The organism is Fictibacillus sp. b24 (assembly GCF_030348825.1).
GTDB lineage: Bacteria > Bacillota > Bacilli > Bacillales > Fictibacillaceae > Fictibacillus.
The window spans coordinates 1,231,916-1,247,260 of the sequence record NZ_JAUCES010000005.1; the positions used below are offsets into that span (position 1 = coordinate 1,231,916).

Genomic DNA, 15,345 nt, shown 5'->3' on the forward strand with positions numbered 1-15,345 from the left:
CCGGTAAAGGAGAGAGGAATGTCTGTCCAGCCTACCGAAAAAGTATATATTGAAATTTTAAAGCAGATTAAATCTATTATTGTAGAAGACGGTCTTCAAGCGGGTGACAAGCTTCCATCTGAAAGGGAGCTAAGCGAACGCTTAAAAGCCGGAAGGTCTTCTGTTCGTGAAGCGTTAAGGGCTCTTGAACTGCTCGGTTTAATAGAAACCAGAAGAGGAGAAGGGACTTTTATACGTGAAGCAACAGGCCATCGTCTTGTAGAAGTGCTAGCGTCTTTCATTTTAAACGACAAAAAAGCTAGACAAGATCTTCAGGAAACAAGACATATCGTAATCAAGGATTGTGCAGAGCTTGCTGTTCTTAGATGTGATTCATCTACGATCAGCATCCTGAAGGAATTAATTCAACAGATGGATAAAGACGGAAATGGGAAAACAAATGAAGTCTGTAAACAATTTGAAAAAACTGTGATTCAATCATGCGGCAATCATCTTCTTTATCGTTTATATGTGGAGCTTACGGGTTATGGATCATCATTGCAACAAGCAAAATCCTTTTGGCCACCGGCTCTTTGTAAAGAAGTTCTAGAACTTCTTGAACAAAAGAACGCCGAGAAGCTAACGAATTTGTTATCAAAACAAAACGATGCCCTAAACGCAATCGAATAGGTGGTGTTATTCATTCATGATTAAAGGTTTGTTTGTTAAAAAGAAAAAATATGCCACAATACCAACTGGTAAAGTAAAACAAGATGTACCTGAAGGCATTATGAGTAAATGTCCAGAGTGCAAGCACATCATGGTAACCAAAGAGCTCAGGAAAAATCTGCTTGTCTGTCAAGGCTGTCAGTATCATTATCCGATGTCATCCCAAGAACGAATAGCTTCTCTGATTGATGAAGGAACCTTTACGGAATATGATGCTGATATGATTTCAGGAAACCCTCTAGAATTCCCTGATTATGTGGAAAAGCTTGAGGGGGACCGAAAGAAAACAAAGATAAACGAAGCAGTTGTTACAGGTGCAGGTCAGATGAATGGACTTGATGTAACACTGGCTGTAATGGATTCACGGTTTAGAATGGGCAGCATGGGTTCTGTTGTCGGGGAAAAAATTACACGTGCGATTGAACACGCCGTCGATAATGAAACTCCATTTATTATTTTCACGGCATCAGGCGGTGCTCGTATGCAAGAAGGTGTTCTAAGTCTGATGCAAATGGCCAAAACGAGTGTTGCTCTTAGAAGACTAAGTGACAAAGGTTTGTTGTTTATTTCTGTTATGACACACCCAACGACTGGGGGAGTATCTGCTAGTTTTGCTTCTGTTGGAGATTATAACTTCGCAGAGCCAAAAGCTCTAATCGGATTTGCTGGAAGAAGAATCATTGAACAAACGATTCGTCAAGAATTGCCAGAAGATTTCCAGACTGCTGAGTTTTTGTTAAAACATGGCCAGCTCGACAGAGTTATTCATCGAAGTGATATGAAAAAGACATTGAGTACATTGTTAAAGATGCATACAGAAGGGAGGCGTTAAAGCATGGCGGCAGAACTAGAATTTGAAAGACCCATACACGAACTTGAAAAAAAGATAGCAGAGTTGAAATCTTTTATGGACGAAAAGGGTATTGACTTAACAGATGAGATCAATAGGCTGGAAGAAAAATTGTCCAACCTTGAGAATAGTACGTATTCAGAAATGAAACCTTGGGATCGTGTTCAAATTGCCCGACATGCTGAACGACCGACCACCCTTGACTATATTCGCTATCTTTTTACCGATTTCATTGAATTACATGGAGACCGCCTTTTTGGTGACGACGAAGCGATTGTTGGTGGAGTAGCTTTTTATAAGGAACTTCCTGTTACGGTAATCGGTCACCAAAGAGGAAAAGATACGAAGGAAAATCTTCGCCGTAACTTTGGTATGCCTCACCCAGAGGGGTATCGTAAAGCACTCCGTTTGATGAAGCAGGCAGAGAAGTTTAATAGGCCAATTATTTGTTTTATCGATACGAAAGGAGCTTATCCTGGGAAAGCAGCAGAAGAAAGAGGACAAAGTGAAGCCATTGCACGAAATCTTGTTGAGATGGCTGGCTTAACGGTTCCTGTTATTTGTGTTGTGATCGGTGAAGGTGGAAGCGGCGGTGCTCTTGCACTGGGTGTTGGTAATTATGTACACATGCTGGAGAACTCAACTTATTCCGTTATATCACCAGAAGGTGCTGCTGCGATTCTTTGGAAAGACGCTTCATTAGCTAAAAAAGCTGCAGAGTCTATGAGAATCACAGCTCCAGACTTGAAAGAAATGGGAATTATTGATGAAATCATAGAAGAAGTTAAGGGCGGGGCGCATAAAGATGCAAAGCACCAAGCTGAATTAATCGACCAGATTTTGGAGGATTCCTTAAATAACTTGTTATCAATGTCTGAAGAAGAGCTCATAAATCAGCGTTATGAAAAATATAAAAAAATCGGACAATTTGGGTTTGTAAACGATTCCATTGTTGTTAAATAGGGAATGTGCCTTTCTGCTTAAGGAAAGGCGCATTTTTTTGTCTATTGTTGTCTATTGTGTTCAACATTTGAACATGATATTTTAATAAGACGAGAGAACTAGAGAGGTGAAATGTTTCATGAAACGGATAGGAGTTCTTACGAGTGGTGGAGATTCACCCGGCATGAATGCTGCAATTCGAGCGGTTGTTCGAAAAGGAATCTATCACGACTTAGAAGTTTATGGGATATACAATGGTTATGCAGGACTAATTTCAGGGAATATAAAGAAACTAGAATTAGGTTCTGTTGGAGATATTATACATCGTGGTGGAACAATGCTTCATTCAGCACGTTGTTTAGAGTTTAAAACACCAGAAGGTCAGCAAAAAGGGATCGAGCAGCTAAAGAAATTTGGTATCGAAGGCTTAGTTGTCATCGGTGGCGACGGATCTTTCCAAGGAGCGAAGAAGTTATCTGAACAAGGATATCCTACGATTGGAGTTCCTGGAACGATCGATAACGATATTCCTGGAACAGATTTCACAATTGGATTTGATACAGCTTTAAATACGATTATAGATGCTATCGATAAGATTCGTGATACAGCTACTTCTCATGAACGTACGTACATCATCGAAGTTATGGGACGAGATGCAGGTGACCTTGCATTATGGGCAGGACTAGCTGATGGAGCAGAAACTATTCTTATACCAGAAGAAGATCACAAGATGGAACAAGTGGTTCAAAAACTTAAAAGAGGACATGAGCGCGGAAAGAAACACAGTATTATCATTGTTGCAGAAGGCTGTGGAAGCGGTGTTGATGTTGCAAAAGAAATTGAAACACTTACAGGGTTTGAAACAAGGGTTACGGTTTTAGGACATATCCAACGTGGCGGATCCCCTACTGCTTTTGACCGTGTATTAGCAAGCCGACTAGGTGCGCAAGCGGTTGAACTGCTATTAGAAGGCAAAGCTGGACGTACAGTAGGTATTGAAAATAACAAACTTGTTGATTATGACATTACAGAGGTTTTATCAAGAAAACATAACATTGATAAACAAATGTATCGATTATCTCAGGAATTATCCATATAGCCAGCAAAATAGCATCGTACGGCTGCAGAAATCTGTATTTAGTCCGTACGATGCCTTCTTGCGAAAAAAAAGAACTCAGGAGGCCATTTACATGATGCGTAAAACTAAAATCGTTTGTACGATAGGTCCTGCAAGCGAAAGCATTGATAAATTAAAAGATTTGATGAATGCGGGGATGAACGTTTCCCGCCTAAATTTCTCACATGGTGACTTTGAAGAACATGGTCAACGAATTATAAACATCCGTGAAGCTTCTAAAGAGCTTGGTAAAACGGTTGCCATTCTTTTAGACACAAAAGGTCCTGAAATCCGTACTCAAACACTTGAAGGTGGAGTAGCTGAACTTGTAGCGGGAAATGAACTGATCGTTTCTATGGAAGAAGTTATCGGAAACGATAAGAAGATCTCTGTAACATACCCTGGTCTTGTTGAAGATGTTGAAGTGGGTTCAAGAATCCTGCTTGATGATGGATTGATCGAGCTTGAAGTAACTGCAATCGGTCAGAATGAACTTACTACAAAAATCTTAAACTCAGGAACATTAAAAAACAAAAAAGGTGTTAACGTACCGAACGTAAGCGTAAAGCTTCCTGGTATTACAGACAAAGATGCAAAAGATATTGAGTTTGGTATTGAACAAGGTGTTGATTTTATTGCTGCATCTTTCGTACGACGTGCAACTGATGTGCTTGAAATCCGTGAAATTTTGGACAAACACAATGCAAATCATATTCAAATTATCCCTAAGATTGAGAATCAAGAAGGTGTAGATAATATTGATGAGATTCTTGCTGTTTCCGATGGATTAATGGTAGCTCGTGGTGACCTAGGTGTCGAGATCCCTGCTGAAGAAGTTCCTCTAGTTCAGAAGATGCTTATCAAGAAGTGTAACGAGCTCGGAAAACCAGTTATTACGGCAACACAAATGTTAGATTCTATGCAGCGTAATCCGCGTCCTACACGTGCTGAAGCGAGTGACGTAGCTAACGCTATATTCGACGGTACAGACGCTATCATGCTATCAGGAGAAACGGCTGCTGGTAACTATCCTGTTGAAGCAGTTCTAACGATGCACAAAATTGCCAGCCGTGCTGAGAGCTCATTAAACTACAAGACACTTTTATCTTCAAAAAGCAAAGAAAGCAAAACAACGATCACAGATGCTATTTCCCAATCGGTTTCCTTTACTGCGCTTAACTTGGATGCAGATGCAGTAATCACGGCAACTGAAAAAGGGCAAACAGCTCGAATGATTTCGAAGTATCGTCCTAAAGCGCCAATCATCGCTGTAACAAGCAATGAAGATGTTTGCCGCAAGCTTGCTCTTGTTTGGGGTGTAACACCAGTTAAAGGAGAAAAAGCAGGAACTACGGATGAAATGTTCCAAATTGCAATCGACTCTGCATTAAAAGCAGAGGCTGTTCAACACGGTAACTTAGTTGTAATTACTGCTGGTGTTCCTGTTGGTGAATCAGGGTCTACGAACTTGATGAAAGTACACATTATTGGTGATGTGCTTGCAAAAGCTCAAGGAATTGGACAATCATCCGCTTCAGGTAAAGTAGTTGTAGCAAAAACAGCTCAAGAAGCGATGGAGAAGATGACAGAAGGAGCGATTCTTGTAACGGTCGGCACAGATCGTGATATGATGCCTGCATTTGAAAAAGCTGCAGCTGTTATTACAGAAGAAGGCGGCTTAACTAGCCATGCGGCTGTCTGTGGAGTTTCTCTAAGCATCCCAGTTATTGTTGGACTTCAAAATGCAACTGATATCTTTAAAGATGGTCAAGAGATTACAATTGATGCTTCTGTTGGTTATATATACGATGGAAGAAAGAGTGTTATCTAAATGATGAAAAGAGAAGGATGAAACCTTCTCTTTTTTGCTGCGTAAAACTCCATATATCCTAGAAATGGGCAGGATATTATTTTTCTATTGAAAGTGGTGATTTAATTTGTTCCGAGTATTATTGCCAATTTTTATCATAGTGCCAACAATAGAAGTAATTCTGTTTATTTTAGCAGGGCAATATATAGGTATTCCTGCTACAATCGCATGCATACTTTTCACCGGCATATTAGGTGCTTATTTAGCAAAAAAAGAAGGAACAGAAACGCTGCAGCGTGTAAAGAGACAGCTCGAAAGCGGACAGATGCCAGGTGATGCTGTTTTAGACGGAGCGTGTATACTAGTTGGAGGAGCACTTCTGTTAACTCCAGGATTTCTAACGGACTTTTTAGGTTTTTCTTTACTCTTTCCCCCGTTAAGAAAGCCCGTAAAATTTTGGATAAAAGCAAAGATCTTTCAAAAGATGAAGTCAGGTCAATTTTATTTTATAAAAAGAAGATAGTGTGAATCCTGAAGTATTCCATTTCTAAAAGTCTTCTCTAGAATGTAATAGCTGGTTTGTGTTCTCTTATAAATTGCTTTCTATAAACCATTCTTGGACAAGCTGATTGGAATTTATCATGAAAATGTTAATCGACAAGTTCACTAAAAAAACGCTGCTTGAATAATTAAGCAGACGTTTTTTTATTTGGTTTTTTTAACTACTTTTCTAAAGGGATTGTTGTTTTTTAATCTTTTAGTTCACTCGCTTCTTTGACAAGTTGATTGGAGTGCAAGGTGTGAGACTCCTGCGGGACAGGCGGGCAGGTGAGACACTTATACATGGAATGTACGAATGTGGCTCACCGCCTGCCCCGCGGAAAGCGAAGCACCTGGAACGGAAATCAACCTGCTAAAAGCATCATAGAATACGAAAACAGCTTTTTTACTTTTGTATAGGCTTCATAACAAACTGATAGATTTCGTGGAAAAACTTCGCTTCATAAAGTGCTCGCATGATAACGAGAATCACGGGACCTATAATCAGACCTACAAAACCGAATAGCTGGAAGCCTGCAAACAGAGCAACTAGTGTTGCGAGAGGGTCCAGTCCGATGGTTGTGGATAAAAGTTTAGGCTCCATGACCTGACGTTGAACAACAACAATACCATAAAGGATGGAGAGCCCTATCGTAAGTGTATAGTTTCCAGTTAAGAAACAATAAGCGATCCAGGGTAAAAAGACTGCGCCTGTACCAAGGTATGGAAGCAAATCAATGGCTCCAATTAACACAGAAATTGTTACCGCATAATCGATCTGTAAAATAAGTAGACCCACTAATACGATACATGCCGTTATAGAGATCAAAGTTAATTGTGCTTTTATAAATCCGAATAACGCTTTTCGCAATTCAATATAAACAGTATGAACGGTCAAAGTTAACTTTTTAGGAAAGGTAGAAGTGAGAAAACCCGTCAGTCTGTACCAGTCTTTGCTAATAAAGAAGGCAGCTAATAATGAAAATATGAATACCGTTAAAAAAGTAGGAAGACTTACAATCATTAAAGAGACGCTGTTAATAATGGATTGAGTAATACTTGTCGCTGTCGTAGTAATTCCTGTTCCGATCTTCTCGATATTATCCATAACTGTTTCTTGCTGGTCAGTTCCTAACTGGCTATAAATAGAGAGCATATCTTGATATAACGGCAGGATATTTGTTTTAAAAGATTTTTCAAAATAAAACACAAGCTCTTGAATGTAAGCAGGCAACTCATGGGCAATATAGGCAAATCCGGTCATCATTTCTTGAATAAGCAATGTTAATAATAAGACAAGAACACCAAGAAGAGCTAATATGGAAAGAATGACAGCAAGTGCTCTATTCATTTTAAATCTGGCAGTTAAAAAATCTACAAATGGATTGATGAGCAGAGCAATAATTGCCCCTGCAATAAATGGATACAAAATGCCTGAAACATAATAACTGGTGAAAATAAGAACTGATGCAAAAAATAGAATAGAGATTAAGCGAATTAATCGATGTGTCAATTCGGTATACACTTTTTTCACCCGCCTTTTTCATACATATCATTTAATCAGAAAGGATTTTATTTATGGAACCTATTCTTTTTCTAATAGGATTATTAGTCATTGGTGTAATCGCAAAGAACCAATCTTTAATAATCGCAGTGGCGTTTTTATTAGCGTTAAAATTTACCGGATTAGGTGAAAAGTGGTTCTCTCTCTTTCAGCAAAAGGGAATAAATTGGGGAGTGACAATTATTACGATTGCCGTTTTAGTACCCATAGCCTCCGGTGAAATCGGCTTTAGACAACTATCAGAAGCACTTCGCTCATCTTATGCTTGGATTGCCTTATTATCAGGGGTTTTTGTTGCTATTATTGCAAGCAGAGGACTTCACTTGCTGCAAAATGACCCTCATATAACAGCAGCTTTAGTGTTTGGTACGATTCTTGCTGTCGCTCTATTTAAAGGAGTAGCAGTCGGACCATTAATCGGTGCAGGGATCGCTTACATGGCAATGAAGATAGTCGGGATGTTTACGGGTTCATGAGGCCTATCACACACGAATTAAGTGATATCCGTTCACAAATATCAGATTATTGTTTATAATTGATGTGTATGTCCCATTTCCTTTAAATAGTCTTTCATTTTTCAAGTCTCAGTTTTGAGATTAAAAAGCCGGAAATGCAAGAGGCAATCCGCCTTTTTTATAAGAGAAAAATGTAAGCTCTTTCTATTTTTTAAAAAGTGAAATAATTAAAGGAGAAGAGAGAATAACAGAAAAAAAGGAGAGATAGCCATGACAGCTACAAGAGGATTAGAAGGAATTGTTGCAACAACATCTTCTGTCAGCTCTATCATTGACGATGTTTTAACCTATAGAGGATATAGCATTGATGACTTAGCTGAACATGCAACTTTTGAGGAAGTTGTATACTTGCTTTGGAATGGTAAACTGCCTAACCAATCTGAATTAGATCAATTTAAATCAGAACTAGCTGAGGCAAGTGAGCTGCCTGCAGAATTGTTGGAACAAATGAAATCGCTTCCTTTGAAGAATGCACATTCTATGACTGTATTACGTACAATCGTCTCAACACTTGCGATGTATGATGCAGATGCAGAGGATATGTCTACGGAAGGAAACTATAAAAAGGCCATCCGTCTTCAGGCACAGATGTCTTCCCTTGTGACGGCATTTGCACGTATTAGAGAAGGAAAAGATCCGATCGCTCCTAAAAAAGAACTTAGCTATGCGGCTAACTTCCTATATATGCTAACAGGCAAAGAGCCTGATGAAATTTCTGAAACAGCCTTTAATAAAGCATTAGTATTGCATGCAGACCATGAGTTGAATGCTTCTACATTTACTGCGCGTGTTTGTGTGGCTACGCTTTCTGATATCTATTCAGGAATCACAGCGGCAATCGGTGCACTAAAAGGACCGCTTCACGGTGGAGCTAATGAACAAGTAATGAAGATGCTTTCTGAAATTGGTGAAGAAGCAAATGTTGAATCTTACTTGGAGAATGCAATCGAGAACAAACAAAAGATCATGGGCTTTGGTCACCGTGTGTACAAGAATGGTGATCCACGCGCGAAACATTTGCGTGAAATGTCCAAACAGCTTACAGCCATTACTGGGGAAGAGAAATGGTACACAATGAGCGTGAAGATTGAAGACACGTTAAAGCAGAAAAAAGGATTGCTTCCAAACGTAGATTTCTATTCTGCGAGTGTTTACCACAGCTTAGGAATCGATCATGACTTATTCACACCAATCTTTGCAATCAGCCGTGTTTCTGGATGGATTGCTCACATTTTAGAACAATACGAAAACAACCGCTTAATCCGCCCGCGTGCTGAATATATCGGACCTGATATGCAGCATTATGTAGCTTTAGAGCAAAGATAAATTTAAATCAATATGACATAACGTAAAAAGAGAAGGGATTCTTCTTCTCTTTTACCTATGTTTTTTAGTAGACTAGTAAAGTACATGCAATTGAAGAATTAGGAGGAATTTAGAATGTCTAACGGAGAACGTATTACAGTCGACAATGGTGTATTAAACGTACCAAATCAACCGGTTATCCCTTTTATCGAAGGTGACGGTACTGGACCAGATATTTGGGCTGCTGCTTCACGTGTATTAGAAGCTGCTGTTGAAAAAGCATATAACGGTGAGAAGAAGATCGTATGGAAAGAAGTTCTTGCTGGAGAAAAAGCGTTTAACCAAACAGGTGAATGGCTGCCTGCAGAAACACTTGATGTGATTCGCGATTACATAATTGCGATTAAAGGACCTTTAACAACTCCAGTAGGAGGAGGAATTCGTTCTTTAAACGTAGCATTAAGACAAGAGTTGGACCTATTCACTTGCTTGCGTCCAGTTCAATACTTTAAAGGTGTTCCTTCACCAGTAAAACGCCCTGAAGATACAAACATGGTTATTTTCCGTGAAAACACAGAAGACATCTATGCGGGTATCGAGTATGCAAGCGGTTCTGATGAAGTGAAAAAACTGATCCAATTCCTGCAAGATGAGATGGGTGCAAACAAAATCCGTTTCCCTGAAACTTCAGGAATCGGAATCAAACCGGTTTCTTCAGAAGGAACTCAGCGTCTAGTACGTGCTGCGATCCAATACGCGATCAACGAAGGCCGTAAGAGTGTAACGCTTGTTCACAAAGGAAACATCATGAAATATACAGAAGGTGCTTTCAAGAACTGGGGTTATGAGCTAGCTGAAGCTGAATTCGGCGACAAAGTATTCACATGGGCTCAATACGACCGTATCGTTGAAGAGAGCGGAAAAGACGCTGCTAACAAAGCTCAAGCTGACGCTGAAGCTGCTGGGAAGATCATCGTGAAAGATTCAATCGCTGATATCTTCTTACAGCAAATTTTGACTCGTCCAGCTGAATTTGATGTAGTTGCAACAATGAACTTGAACGGTGACTACATTTCTGATGCACTTGCTGCACAAGTTGGTGGAATCGGTATTGCTCCAGGAGCAAACATCAACTACGAAACAGGACATGCAATCTTTGAAGCAACTCATGGTACTGCTCCAAAATACGCAGGTCTTGATAAAGTAAACCCATCATCTGTTATCCTTTCAGGAGTATTAATGCTTGAGCATTTAGGTTGGGGAGAAGCTGCTAAGCTTGTTCTTTCTTCAATGGAAAATACAATTGCTAGTAAAGTTGTAACATATGACTTTGCTCGTCTTATGGACGGTGCAACTGAAGTTAAGTGTTCAGAGTTTGCAGACGAACTAATCAAAAATATGTAATCTTTGTTGGCCCCTTTCGCGAGGGGTCTTTTCAAAAGACGAAGAAATTATAATGTTTCTGGAGGGAAAGACATGGCTAACAAACGTAAAAAGATTTCAGTTATTGGCGGCGGATTTACCGGAGCAACGACGGCATTCATCTTAGGGCAAAAAGAAGTTGGAAACGTAGTATTAGTTGATATTCCCCAAATGGAAAACCCAACAAAGGGGAAAGCGCTAGATATGATGGAAGCGAGCCCTGTTCAAGGGTTTGACGCTGCGATTACAGGAACGAGTGATTATGCAGATACAGCGGGTTCTGATGTAGTCGTTATTACTGCTGGTATCGCTCGTAAGCCTGGAATGAGCCGTGATGACTTAGTGAATACGAACGCGGGAATCATGAAAAGCGTAACGAAAGAGATCGTAAAACATTCTCCTGAATGTACGATCATCGTTTTAACGAACCCAGTTGATGCTATGACTTATACGGTTCTAAAAGAGTCAGGTTTTCCTAAGAGCCGTGTAATTGGACAATCTGGAATTCTTGATACAGCTCGTTTCCGCACATTTGTTGCTATGGAGTTAAACCTTTCTGTAAAAGACGTTACTGGCTTTGTTCTTGGCGGACACGGAGACGATATGGTTCCGTTAGTACGCTATTCCTATGCAGGCGGAATACCACTAGAAAAATTAATTTCTAAAGATCGTCTTGATGCTATTGTTGAGCGTACACGTAAAGGCGGCGGAGAAATCGTTAATCTATTAGGTAACGGTTCCGCATATTATGCGCCAGCTGCTTCATTAGTTGAGATGGTTGAAGCGATCGTTAAAGACCAACGAAGAGTGCTTCCTTCAATCGCTTATTTAGAAGGTGAATACGGTTATGAAGGTATCTGTCTTGGTGTTCCGACTATCCTTGGAGGAAACGGTCTGGAAGAAATTATTGAACTTGAACTTACAGCTGAAGAGAAAGCAGCTCTTGATCAATCCGCGGAGTCTGTAAAGTCAGTTATGAAAGTATTAGCATAAGCATGTGAAAGTAAGAAAGATTCGGGCGTACCCCGGATCTTTTCTCCTATAATTAATGAAAGCGCTACCATGAAAAAGGGGGTCTTAAAATGCTGATTGGAAAAAAACGAAAGCTCGGAAGAAAGATAGGCGAAATCCAAGCGGGCGAAAAGCTGGAGATGCAGGAAACAATTGAAGATAAAGATCTTCTTCTGTATTTAGGATTAACCAATGATAATAACCCATTGTTCATACAGCATGATTATGCAACACTTACACCTTTTAAAAAACCGGTCGTACCTCAAATCATGCTCATGGGAATGGTAACTTCTGCTGTGTCCAAATATTTACCGGGTCCAGGAAGCTCTATCGTAGAATCTCAATTTTCTTTTGTTAAACCCGTCTTTCATTATTCGAAGCTAACTTTTCTATTTGAAATCACAGATGTAGACCGTGATAATCATCTTGTATATATGAAAGTTACAGCGAAAAATGAAGATGGCATTGAAGTGCTGAAGAGCAGTTTACAAGTATGTCCGCCATATCCACCAAAGTCCATCACATCTAATACAATGGAGAATTTTTAAACCTTTCATCTGAAAGGTTTATTTTTTTGCTCTTTTTAAAAGGTTGTTAGATGATTTTGAATGCTCTTGAAAGCCATTGATTTCCGTTTCAGGGTGCTCGCTTTCCGGGGGGTGTGCGGTGAGCCTCCCTACCGCTTTGCGATGGCGGGGTCTCACCTGTCACACTGATCCCCCAGGAGTCTCGCACCTTACACTACAATCAATTAGTCAATGAAGAAATCCTATAGTTATGTTTTGATAGCCGTTGATTTTCATTTCAAGATGCTCGCTTTTTTTGTGATGAACATTGTTGTAAATAGTAAGTATACTCAGCACTACAATAACGAAAAAATAGAACAACAATGTAAAGGGAATGTTAAGGGTATGTAAAGTCGGTATGAAAATTTTGCGATTTTTGTACACACTAATAAAAAAATAGTATGATAAATTTGTACAAGTCGTAAAAAGGTGGGAATGTGAATGAGCCAAAAGTTACTCGTTGTAGAAGATGAAATATCCATCTCAACATTGTTGCAATTTAACTTAGAACAAGCAGGATTTCAAGTAGTAACGGCAATGGATGGCAAGAGCGGATTAGAGAAGGCAGAAAGCGAAGGGCCCAATCTGATCATACTAGATCTCATGCTGCCAGAAATGGACGGGATAGAAGTTTGTAAAGAGCTCCGTCTAAGGAAACTAAATATTCCTATTCTCATGCTAACGGCTAAAGATGATGAGTTTGATAAAGTTTTAGGCCTTGAGCTAGGTGCTGATGATTATATGACTAAACCATTCAGTCCAAGAGAAGTAGTAGCTAGAGTGAAAGCCATTCTCCGCAGGACTGCATCAGTGAATACTGATTCTGAAAAAACAAAAGAAGAAGTTGAGCATCTCAGAATTGGTGAAGTAGATATTTATCCTGAGAATTATGAAGCTTATTTTAAAGAAAAAGCACTAGAACTAACACCAAAAGAATTTGAACTGCTCGTTTATTTAGCTCGGCACAAGAGCCGTGTTCTTTCGAGAGAGCAGCTTCTATCAGCGGTTTGGAATTATGATTTTGTAGGAGATACGAGAATTGTTGATGTGCATATTAGTCATCTTCGTGAAAAAATTGAAAGCAATACGCGTAAGCCTGTTTATATCAAAACGATTAGAGGGTTAGGTTATAAATTAGAGGAGCCTCAATAATGCATGACTTTAAAAACCGGGTACTTACGTTTTTTTTACTCGGTATTTTACTTGTTTTTATTCTTTTAGCGCTAATTATGGGAAACATCGTTCATCACAGTGTTAAAGAGAAACGAATGGAATTCTATACGGGAGAATTAAGCCTGATTGAAGAAGTCCTAAAGACAGAGGAACGAAAATTAATCATAACCAACATATTGAGAACAGCCTCTAAATCCTTAAAGGGTGAAATCTATGTACTGGATTCGGACTGGAATGTAAAGTATACATCTGACGGGGACAGTCCAAGAAACATGGCACCCTATTATCCAGGTGATACAAAACAATCGAATCAGAGTCTCGTGCAAAAGAACGAGAATGGCAAATTGTATTATACATTAAAAAAGAAAGATGAATCAGGGTATATACAATTTGCCATTCCAGAAGGTTCTGCGGAATCAGATGAGAGATCAATATGGATCATGATGTCAGTCGGTTTTTTAGTATGTTTTATTATCATTCTTTACGTATCTATTAAAGTGATTCATAAGATTGTTCGGCCTGTTGAAGAGGCGACCCAAACCGCTAAAGAACTTGCAAAAGGGAACTTTAAAGCAAGAACATATGAGTACTTTGGGGAGGATATTGGAGAGTTAAACTTTTCATTGAACGTATTGGCTAGAAATCTAGAAAAAATGACAAAATCACAGGAATCACAGCATGACCGCTTAATAACACTAATAGAAAATATGGGCAGCGGACTAATTTTAATTGATGCAAACGGCTATATCAATTTAGTGAATAAAGCATTTAAAGAACTATTCAAGGAGCATGCTGATTATTGGACGGGCCATCTGTTTTACGAAGTATTTCCACATGCTTCTATTAAAGATATCGTTAAAGAAACGTATCTAACTGAAAAAAATGTAAGGAAAAACACAGTCATTCCGATTCATATTGAAAGAAAGCATTTTGATGTATATAGCGCACCCGTATTAAATGCTAAAGGCAAATTGAAAGGAATAGTACTCGTTTTTCACGATATAACGGAGTTAAAAAAACTAGAGCAGGTAAGAAAAGATTTCGTAGCCAATGTGTCTCATGAACTCAAAACACCAATTACCTCTTTAAAAGGGTTTGCTGAAACACTTTTAGATGGTGCTGGAGAAAATGCAGAGTTCCGAAATAAGTTCTTAACTATAATTTTGAATGAAAGTGACAGACTGCAAGCGCTGATACAAGACTTACTTGATTTATCAAAAAGTGAGCAAAGCTTTCAGATAGAAGTACAACAGACTAATTTAGAATCATTAGTTAACGAAACGGTAGAGATTTTACTTCCAAAGGCTGAAAAAAAAGAGATTTCACTTTCAGTCGAGGTTATAGGCAATACAATGATGGATGGAGATCCTCCGCGGCTGAAACAGATTATCATCAACCTTGTATCAAACAGCTTAACGTATACGCCTGTCGGTGGCAGTGTATCTGTAATTGTCGAAGAACTTGAAGAGCATGTTAAGCTAGTCGTTAAAGATACAGGAATCGGTATTAAAGAAAGTGAGATTCCTCGCATTTTCGAGCGATTCTATCGTGTAGATAAAGCACGAAGCAGGAATTCAGGTGGAACTGGACTGGGGCTTGCTATTGTTAAACATCTTGTAGAAGCTCATCATGGGACCATCTACGTTCAAAGTAAGCCTGGTGAAGGGTCACTTTTCACAATATTATTTCCAAAAAAGATAGAGTCTTAAGATTTACAAATCCTTTACACCCTTGTTTTCTTTAATTAATAGTCAGACTTTATTATAAAAGTATCCTTTTTCAGTACCCCCTTAGCGAGAATCCTTTGGATTCTCGCCTTTTT

General features: G+C 39.1%; 14 protein-coding genes and 1 pseudogene. 14 read left to right on the forward strand and 1 reads right to left on the reverse strand.

Going from position 1 to position 15,345, the window contains the following annotated elements; genetic code table 11:
• The first annotated feature begins 18 nt into the window (after window positions 1-18).
• The 7 genes and pseudogenes from QUF49_RS06225 to QUF49_RS06255 all read left to right on the forward strand — a co-directional run bounded on the left by QUF49_RS06225 (window position 19) and on the right by QUF49_RS06255 (window position 6,344).
• Entirely contained in the window at window positions 19-669 is a 651-nt protein-coding gene (locus tag QUF49_RS06225; RefSeq protein WP_289494863.1) for a FadR/GntR family transcriptional regulator, read from the forward strand.
• A 16-nt stretch (window positions 670-685) separates the two neighbouring features.
• Window positions 686-1,559 (forward strand): annotated as a pseudogene (accD, locus tag QUF49_RS06230) (acetyl-CoA carboxylase, carboxyltransferase subunit beta).
• Window positions 1,544-2,521, forward strand: a complete 978-nt coding sequence (gene accA / locus QUF49_RS06235; RefSeq protein WP_289494865.1) for an acetyl-CoA carboxylase carboxyl transferase subunit alpha — start codon at window positions 1,544-1,546, stop codon at window positions 2,519-2,521. Before accD ends, accA begins: the two are co-directional and overlap by 16 nt.
• A 118-nt stretch (window positions 2,522-2,639) precedes the next feature.
• Window positions 2,640-3,599, forward strand: a complete 960-nt coding sequence (pfkA, locus tag QUF49_RS06240) for a 6-phosphofructokinase (protein ID WP_289494866.1) — start codon at window positions 2,640-2,642, stop codon at window positions 3,597-3,599.
• Window positions 3,600-3,693: 94 nt separating this feature from the next.
• Window positions 3,694-5,448, forward strand: coding sequence for a pyruvate kinase (gene pyk, locus QUF49_RS06245; protein WP_289497589.1), 1,755 nt, complete (start codon window positions 3,694-3,696; stop codon window positions 5,446-5,448).
• Between the two features lie 139 nt (window positions 5,449-5,587).
• Window positions 5,588-5,950, forward strand: coding sequence for an FxsA family protein (locus QUF49_RS06250; RefSeq protein WP_289494867.1), 363 nt, complete (start codon window positions 5,588-5,590; stop codon window positions 5,948-5,950).
• A 259-nt stretch (window positions 5,951-6,209) separates the two neighbouring features.
• On the forward strand, window positions 6,210-6,344 hold the full coding sequence (locus tag QUF49_RS06255; protein ID WP_289497721.1) for a hypothetical protein: 135 nt from the start codon (window positions 6,210-6,212) through the stop codon (window positions 6,342-6,344).
• 29 nt (window positions 6,345-6,373) lie between these two features.
• Here the strand turns inward: QUF49_RS06255 and ytvI are convergent, their stop codons facing one another.
• On the reverse strand, window positions 6,374-7,492 hold the full coding sequence (gene ytvI, locus QUF49_RS06260) for a sporulation integral membrane protein YtvI (RefSeq protein WP_289494868.1): 1,119 nt from the start codon (window positions 7,490-7,492) through the stop codon (window positions 6,374-6,376).
• A gap of 53 nt (window positions 7,493-7,545) precedes the next feature.
• Here ytvI and QUF49_RS06265 point away from each other — a divergent pair, with 53 nt between their 5' ends.
• The 7 genes from QUF49_RS06265 to pnpS all read left to right on the forward strand — a co-directional run bounded on the left by QUF49_RS06265 (window position 7,546) and on the right by pnpS (window position 15,232).
• Complete coding sequence (locus tag QUF49_RS06265; RefSeq protein ID WP_289494869.1) at window positions 7,546-8,007, forward strand: DUF441 domain-containing protein; 462 nt, start codon at window positions 7,546-7,548, stop codon at window positions 8,005-8,007.
• A 249-nt stretch (window positions 8,008-8,256) separates the two neighbouring features.
• A complete protein-coding gene (citZ, locus tag QUF49_RS06270) occupies window positions 8,257-9,372 on the forward strand; it encodes a citrate synthase (RefSeq protein WP_289494870.1) in 1,116 nt (371 codons plus the stop codon).
• A 114-nt stretch (window positions 9,373-9,486) separates the two neighbouring features.
• Entirely contained in the window at window positions 9,487-10,755 is a 1,269-nt protein-coding gene (gene icd / locus QUF49_RS06275) for an NADP-dependent isocitrate dehydrogenase (protein ID WP_066396762.1), read from the forward strand.
• Window positions 10,756-10,827: 72 nt separating this feature from the next.
• The gene (mdh, locus tag QUF49_RS06280; protein WP_289494871.1) at window positions 10,828-11,766 is read left to right on the forward strand and encodes a malate dehydrogenase; all 939 of its coding nucleotides are present in this window, start codon (window positions 10,828-10,830) and stop codon (window positions 11,764-11,766) included.
• Between the two features lie 89 nt (window positions 11,767-11,855).
• Window positions 11,856-12,332, forward strand: coding sequence for a MaoC family dehydratase (locus QUF49_RS06285; protein WP_289494872.1), 477 nt, complete (start codon window positions 11,856-11,858; stop codon window positions 12,330-12,332).
• A gap of 459 nt (window positions 12,333-12,791) precedes the next feature.
• Window positions 12,792-13,502 (forward strand): response regulator transcription factor, encoded by a 711-nt coding sequence (locus tag QUF49_RS06290; protein WP_289494873.1) that lies wholly within the window; start codon window positions 12,792-12,794, stop codon window positions 13,500-13,502.
• A complete protein-coding gene (gene pnpS / locus QUF49_RS06295) occupies window positions 13,502-15,232 on the forward strand; it encodes a two-component system histidine kinase PnpS (protein WP_289494874.1) in 1,731 nt (576 codons plus the stop codon). Before QUF49_RS06290 ends, pnpS begins: the two co-directional genes overlap by 1 nt.
• The last annotated feature ends 113 nt before the right edge of the window (window positions 15,233-15,345 follow it).

What these genes read in the sequence shown, in the direction of transcription:
- QUF49_RS06225 (WP_289494863.1), top strand. Translation starts at nt 19, where the DNA reads ATGTCTGTCCAGCCTACCGAAAAAGTATATATTGAAATTTTAAAGCAG.
- accA (WP_289494865.1), top strand. Translation starts at nt 1,544, where the DNA reads ATGGCGGCAGAACTAGAATTTGAAAGACCCATACACGAACTTGAAAAA.
- pfkA (WP_289494866.1), top strand. Translation starts at nt 2,640, where the DNA reads ATGAAACGGATAGGAGTTCTTACGAGTGGTGGAGATTCACCCGGCATG.
- pyk (WP_289497589.1), top strand. Translation starts at nt 3,694, where the DNA reads ATGCGTAAAACTAAAATCGTTTGTACGATAGGTCCTGCAAGCGAAAGC.
- QUF49_RS06265 (WP_289494869.1), top strand. Translation starts at nt 7,546, where the DNA reads ATGGAACCTATTCTTTTTCTAATAGGATTATTAGTCATTGGTGTAATC.
- citZ (WP_289494870.1), top strand. Translation starts at nt 8,257, where the DNA reads ATGACAGCTACAAGAGGATTAGAAGGAATTGTTGCAACAACATCTTCT.
- icd (WP_066396762.1), top strand. Translation starts at nt 9,487, where the DNA reads ATGTCTAACGGAGAACGTATTACAGTCGACAATGGTGTATTAAACGTA.
- mdh (WP_289494871.1), top strand. Translation starts at nt 10,828, where the DNA reads ATGGCTAACAAACGTAAAAAGATTTCAGTTATTGGCGGCGGATTTACC.
- QUF49_RS06285 (WP_289494872.1), top strand. Translation starts at nt 11,856, where the DNA reads ATGCTGATTGGAAAAAAACGAAAGCTCGGAAGAAAGATAGGCGAAATC.
- QUF49_RS06290 (WP_289494873.1), top strand. Translation starts at nt 12,792, where the DNA reads ATGAGCCAAAAGTTACTCGTTGTAGAAGATGAAATATCCATCTCAACA.
- pnpS (WP_289494874.1), top strand. Translation starts at nt 13,502, where the DNA reads ATGCATGACTTTAAAAACCGGGTACTTACGTTTTTTTTACTCGGTATT.